Raw genomic sequence first — 5,205 nt, 5'->3', positions numbered from 1 at the left:
CCCTCAGCCTCGGCCGGGCGGTGGCGCAGCTCGGCGGCGGCCGCAAAGACAAGGACGACCCTATCGACTTGGGCGTGGGCCTCGTCCTTCACAAGGGGCTCGGCGACGCGCTGACGCGGGGCGACAGGCTGATGACGCTCCATCACCGGGGCGGGCGCGGCTTACCAGAAGCTCTGGCAACGCTCGCCGGAGCCGCCCGGATCAGCCCACGGCCCACCGAAATCCCACCGCTCATCCTAGGGACCCTGCGATGAGCAGGGGCGTGAGCGGGCCTGAAGCGGCCCTCTCCCTGCCCGCTTCCCTGCTGCGGGCGATGCTGGAGCAGGCCAGATGCGAGGTGCCCCGCGAGTCCGTCGGCCTGCTCTTCGGCCTCGCCAACCGGGCGCGGCGCCTGGTGAGGCTTCCCAACGTCGCCGCCGACGCCCGCAGGCGCTTTATGGGCGAGCCGCGCGCGCTCCTGGCAGCCCTGCGCGAAGCCGACGAGGTCGGCGACGCGCTCGTCGCTCTCTATCATTCGCACCCGCGGGGACCGGCGCGGCCCTCGCGGCGCGACCTCGCGGAGGCGCGCTACGAGGTGCCCACGATCATCGTCGTGCCAAGACCGGCGGTCGTGCGCGCCTTTGAGCTGCGGGGCGAAGGCTGGCTCGAGCGCGACCTCGTCGTGCTCGGCCCTGTGTGCAGCTCTGTGTGCAGCCCCATGCTCAGCACTGAAGTCAGCGATAAAGCGCCCGCCCGATTGACCGCTATGGAACGGTCGTCACGGGGCGGCGGCGCTAAGCTGAAACGAGCATGATCCCCGACCCTTACCCGACCCCGGCCGAAGCGACCACGCCGCGCCCGGTGCCCGGCATCCGCCCGCTCGACGCCAACCGCGCCATGCTCTTCGTGCTGCTCACGCCGAGCCTGCTGCTCACCGCCTTCTCGGCCCTCTTGAGCGGCGGGCTCGCCGTCACCCTCACAGGCGCTCTGACGCTCGCCCTGCTCTTCGTACTCTTCAAGGAGCCCATGGCGCGGCTCCTGCGCGATCCCTGGCTGCGCGCGCCGCCCCAGTTCGGCGTCGTTTTGGGCACCACGCTGCTGGCCTTTTTCGCCAGCCGCGGGGTGATCCTCTTCATCGGCGGCGTGGCACCGGAACTGCTCGAGGCCGCGCCGCAATACGAGGCGCTGCTCGGCACCGCCTCGCCTCTCGACCTGGCGCTGACCTTTCTGGGCGTGGCGGTCCTGGTGCCGCTCTACGAGGAGCTGGTCTTTCGCGGCCTGGCCCTGCGCGCCTACGGCCTGGTCCGCACCGCGCTCTTTGCGGCCCTGGTAACGTCGTTTCTTTTCGCCGTTGTCCACGTCCTGCCCATGCAGGTCTTGCCCATCTTGCCGCTCGGCTTCATCCTGGCGCGGGCGGTGCAGAGCCGGGGCTCCTTCTGGACGGCCTTCCTGGTGCATAGCTTCAACAATGCCCTGGCGGTCGGCCTGCTCATCTACGTCCTCAGCCAGGGCCTAGACCTCGAGGCCTTGGCCGGCGCGCAGGACGAGGTGACGGTAGGCATGGGCTTAGTCGGCCTCGCCGTCGCGGCCTTGTGCCTCTTTATCGCCGTGCGCTGGCTGCGCGTCCCCAAGACGGCGCCGCCGGCGCCTGGGCCCATCCTCTCGGGCAGCCTCGCGCTGGTCTTGCTCTTCAGTCTGGTGCCGCTCGTCGGCCTTCTCTTCGGGCTGGGCACCTGGCCCGCCTTTTGAGGGCGCGGCGCGTGTTCAGCAAGGACCAACTCTACCGCTCCAATAGAAGAGGCTTATCATGACCAAGGGGCGAATGAGCACAAGCGGCCAAGACCATCAGGCTCAAGACCATCAGGCTAACCACGTCGCGCTGAGCAGCGTCGACACGCTGGTTCGGCAGATCGTCGAGGCCGTTCAGCCACTGAAGATTATTCTCTTCGGCTCCGCGGCTCGAGGTGAATTGGGCCCCAGCAGCGATCTAGACCTGCTGATCGTCATGCCAGAGGGCAGTCACCGCCGGAAAACCGCCCAATACCTCTACCGGCATATCGGTGGTGTGGACTTGCCCTTCGACCTCGTAGTGGCTACACGCCAGGACTTAGCAGAGCACGAACACAACATCGGCCTCATTTATAGAGACGTGCTGCGCGAGGGAAAGGAGGTCTATGCGGCCTAGGGTGGGTCAGACCGGAAGCCCTGCCGACTGGTTGCGTCACGCCGTGAGCGATCTGGCCTTGGCCCGCGCCCCAAGACCTGACCATGTGCTGAGGGAAACCCTCTGCTTTGGCCCAACAAGCAGCGGAAAAGGCGCTGAAGGCGGTGTTGATCAACGCACATATCCCTGCACCGAAAACACACAACATCAAGGTACTCTTGTCTTGGACATGCTGCCTCAAGGGCTGCTGCTAACCGAAGAGCTGCGGGAGGCGGCAACTCTCACGGTTTACGCGGTCACAACGCGCTATCCAACCGAGATGGAAGCCGTGACGCAAGAGGACCATGAAGAGGCTGTTCGCTCAGCCGAAGCCATCGTCGCCTGGGCGGAGCGAATGATCGAAGGGACCGGCTAACGCGGTCGGTACGAGGGTAGCGCAAACCATGTTCAGCAGGGACCAGCTCGACCGCTACAGCCGCCACATCCTCCTGCCCGGCGTGGGCGCGGCCGGGCAGACGAAGCTGCTCGCCTCGAGCGTCCTGGTGGTCGGCGCCGGCGGCCTCGGCTCCCCGGTCCTGCTCTACCTCGCCGCCGCGGGCGTGGGCAAGCTCGGCGTCGCCGACATGGACAGGGTCGAGGCCAGCAACCTGCAGCGCCAGGTCATCCACGACCTCGCCGCCGTGGGCCGGCCCAAGACCGAGTCGGCCAGGGAGCGCATCATGGGCCTGAACCCGGACGTTCAGGTGACCCTGCACGAGGGCAGGCTGGAGGCCGGCAACGCCGCCGAGACGGTTCGCGGCTACGACCTGGTGGCGGACGGAAGCGACAACTTTGCCACGCGCTACCTGCTGAGCGACGTCTGCGTCTTTGAAGGCAAGCCGCTCGTCTACGGGGCGATGGCGCAGTTCGAAGGGCAGGTGAGCGTCTTTCACGCGCGGGACGCGGCGGGCGAGCTGGGTCCCTGCTACCGCTGTCTCTACCCCGAGCCGCCCTCGCCCGGCAGCGTCCTCAGCTGCGCCGAGGCCGGCGTCTTCGGCGCCCTGCCCGGCGCGATAGGCTCCATCATGGCCGCCGAAGCGATCAAGGCGCTTCTCGGCCTGGGCGAGACGCTCGCGGGCACGCTGCTGCACTACGACGCGCTCTACGCCCACATCAGGCGCGTGCGGCTGGCGCGCGACCCCGGCTGCCCAGTCTGCGGTGACGCGCCGAGCATCCGCGCGCCCGCCGATTACGAGGCTTTCTGCGGCTGATAAACTTACCCCGCGCGCAGCGGAGCATGCCCGTTCCCTCGAGCTCGACTGGATGTTGGGGCTCTTCACGGTGGTCGGACTGGACTCCCTCCAAGGATGCCAAGCCTGCAAAGCGGAGCATGACGGGCCGTGGCGGCCAAGCTCGAGGAGGGCATTTGAGGGCATATACATCAGAGCATATACATGAGGGCACCCACAGAAAAGGGTCGCTTCCAGACGCCTACTAGGGCGGCGGGCTCAGCCAGTAGAGGGCGAGGTCGCCCTCGCTCAGGGTCAGCAGGTAGTCGCCGCCTGCCCAGAGGGGATAGCCCCCCAGAGCGCGCCAATCTCTGCCGCCACTAGCCAGGCGGGTAAAGTCGCCGTCGGGACGGGCCTGCCAGCCCTCGCCCTGCAACCAGCCTGGCTCCCCTTCCTCAGCTTCTCCTCCCGGTAGACGCCCGCTCACGATTACGAGCGGCGCCGGCAGGCGCGCGGACGGGAGCGCGGGCACCTCGCCGTTCAACCAGGCGAGCGGCGGGCCCTCCCCTCCGGAGTCCCAGAACCCCGGATCGCCCAGAGCCGGGAGGCGCTCGGCGCTGCCGTCCGCACGCCAGCGCTCGGCGCGGACAAGCACGGGCGGCGCGGCCTCCTGCCGGATGACGTAGCGCTCGAGCACAGCCGGTCCCAAGCCCAAGCTCTGCGCCACCGCCGCTAAGCGCGCCTCCTCCTCCGCGCGCCGCGCCTCCGGGCTGAGCCCCTCGTAGTCGGGCGGCCACAGCGGAAAGCTGTAGACGCGCAGGAGGCCGCCGTCTTCCAGGGGCAGCATCCGCCAGGCCGGGACGGGCCGGGCGTGCGCGTCCGGGCTGAGGAAACGGTACTCGGCCTCGCCCGAATCCTGCACCCGCAGGGCGAGTGTCTCGGGGAACCTCAGAACTTCGGCGCGGACGCCGGGGCCGTAGGGATAGACCGCCACCAGACCGGGCTCGAGCAGCAGGATGGGCATGTCCGCCTCGGCGAGGGCGGGCACGGGCGTGAGGCCGGTCGCAGTCTCTACGCTCTCGCCGTAACGCACCGCTGCGGCGCGGTTGGCAAAGGCCCCGACGCGCAGGCGGTAGACCTGGCCTGCCTCGGTCGGCAGGCCGACCAGATAGGCGGGAAAGCCCTGCCGGCGCAGGTCGTCCAAGAGCGCGCGGGCGGCGGCCTGGTCGGTCAACGCGGCCACCTGGACGGTGTAGGAGAGGGCGGCGGCCCGGGGCAGGAGCAGGAGCAAGGCGAGCAAGAGGAGGCGCAGCAGAAGTCCCTGCGCTCGAAGAGGTAGACCGCCAGCGTCGCCAGGAGGACGGTGGACATGAACAGCAAGCTGACCACCCAGCCGAGGTTGTGCGCCGGCGCGGCGTAGGCGCTCAGCTGGGTGATATAGAAATCTGCCTGCACCCCGCCCTCTGCTGCGCGTCATCAAAAACTCTCCCACGCTAGATTCTATACTTCGAGCAACCATCAAGACGTTCAAGAGCTGCACCCTGATGACAAGGCGTCAGAAGTCAGAAGTCAGAAGCCAGAGATCAGAGGTCAGGAGAAAGGCAGACCGGGCTACTCTTCTTCCGGCTTCTCATGCTATAACCTAATGGTCCGTCAAGGCAGCAATGACGGGTGTCATTGCGAACGCCAGGTTAACGGCACTAGTGGTCCGTCAAGGCAGCAATGATGGGTGTCCCTGCGGGGTGCTGCGCGAACATTGCGAACCAAGTGAAGCAATCTCCAAACCGTGTACCAAAAACGAGATTGCCGCGTTGCTTCGCTCCTCGTAATGACCCATCAAAAGAAGGCTGACAG

At 67.6% G+C, this 5,205-nt stretch carries 6 protein-coding genes and 1 pseudogene; 6 read left to right on the top strand and 1 reads right to left on the bottom strand.

The window, feature by feature from the left end; all coding sequences use genetic code 11:
- The 6 genes and pseudogenes from deoA to moeB all read left to right on the top strand — a co-directional run.
- The coding region (deoA, locus tag M3498_09055; GenBank protein ID MDQ3459427.1) for a pyrimidine-nucleoside phosphorylase at positions 1-254 on the top strand (254 nt) is incomplete at its 5' end.
- An 8-nt stretch (positions 255-262) separates the two neighbouring features.
- On the top strand, positions 263-793 hold the full coding sequence (locus tag M3498_09050; protein MDQ3459426.1) for a M67 family metallopeptidase: 531 nt from the start codon (positions 263-265) through the stop codon (positions 791-793).
- A complete protein-coding gene (locus M3498_09045; GenBank protein ID MDQ3459425.1) occupies positions 790-1,728 on the top strand; it encodes a CPBP family intramembrane metalloprotease in 939 nt (312 codons plus the stop codon). The genes M3498_09050 and M3498_09045 overlap by 4 nt, the downstream gene beginning before the upstream one ends.
- A gap of 58 nt (positions 1,729-1,786) precedes the next feature.
- Positions 1,787-2,164, top strand: coding sequence for a nucleotidyltransferase domain-containing protein (locus M3498_09040; GenBank protein MDQ3459424.1), 378 nt, complete (start codon positions 1,787-1,789; stop codon positions 2,162-2,164).
- Positions 2,165-2,307: 143 nt separating this feature from the next.
- Positions 2,308-2,558 (top strand): annotated as a pseudogene (locus M3498_09035) (HEPN domain-containing protein).
- Positions 2,559-2,586: 28 nt separating this feature from the next.
- Positions 2,587-3,393 (top strand): molybdopterin-synthase adenylyltransferase MoeB, encoded by an 807-nt coding sequence (moeB, locus tag M3498_09030; GenBank protein ID MDQ3459423.1) that lies wholly within the window; start codon positions 2,587-2,589, stop codon positions 3,391-3,393.
- A 223-nt stretch (positions 3,394-3,616) separates the two neighbouring features.
- On the opposite strand, the gene M3498_09025 is transcribed toward moeB, so the two are convergent.
- Positions 3,617-4,651 (bottom strand): SPOR domain-containing protein, encoded by a 1,035-nt coding sequence (locus M3498_09025; protein ID MDQ3459422.1) that lies wholly within the window; start codon positions 4,649-4,651, stop codon positions 3,617-3,619.
- Between the last annotated feature and the right edge of the window lie 554 nt (positions 4,652-5,205).

It is taken from the genome of Deinococcota bacterium (genome assembly GCA_030858465.1).
Taxonomy (GTDB): domain Bacteria; phylum Deinococcota; class Deinococci; order Deinococcales; family Trueperaceae; genus JALZLY01.
The sequence above is the reverse complement of the archived record's forward strand: the minus strand, read 5'-3'. Positions and strand labels throughout refer to the sequence as shown.